Here is a 329-nt window from a genome sequence, read left to right on the forward strand (position 1 = left end):
TAAGTGTCGCTGCCGCAGCTTCGGTGCATGGTTTAGCCCCGTTACATCTTCCGCGCAGGCCGACTCGACCAGTGAGCTATTACGCTTTCTTTAAATGATGGCTGCTTCTAAGCCAACATCCTGGCTGTCTGTGCCTTCCCACATCGTTTCCCACTTAACCATGACTTTGGGACCTTAGCTGGCGGTCTGGGTTGTTTCCCTCTTCACGACGGACGTTAGCCCCCGCCGTGTGTCTCCCGTGATAACATTCTCCGGTATTCGCAGTTTGCATCGGGTTGGTAAGCCGGGATGGCCCCCTAGCCGAAACAGTGCTCTACCCCCGGAGATGA

Annotated in this window: 1 other annotated feature (cut by both window edges). The window is 55.6% G+C overall.

The annotated features are described in order from the left end of the window. Window positions 1-329 (reverse strand) — a sequence feature (mutual gap in cmsearch alignment for this rRNA model is longer than 100) (it extends past both window edges: 1,974 nt to the left, 785 nt to the right).

This window comes from Erwinia sp. ErVv1, assembly GCF_900068895.1.
Lineage (GTDB): Bacteria > Pseudomonadota > Gammaproteobacteria > Enterobacterales > Enterobacteriaceae > Erwinia.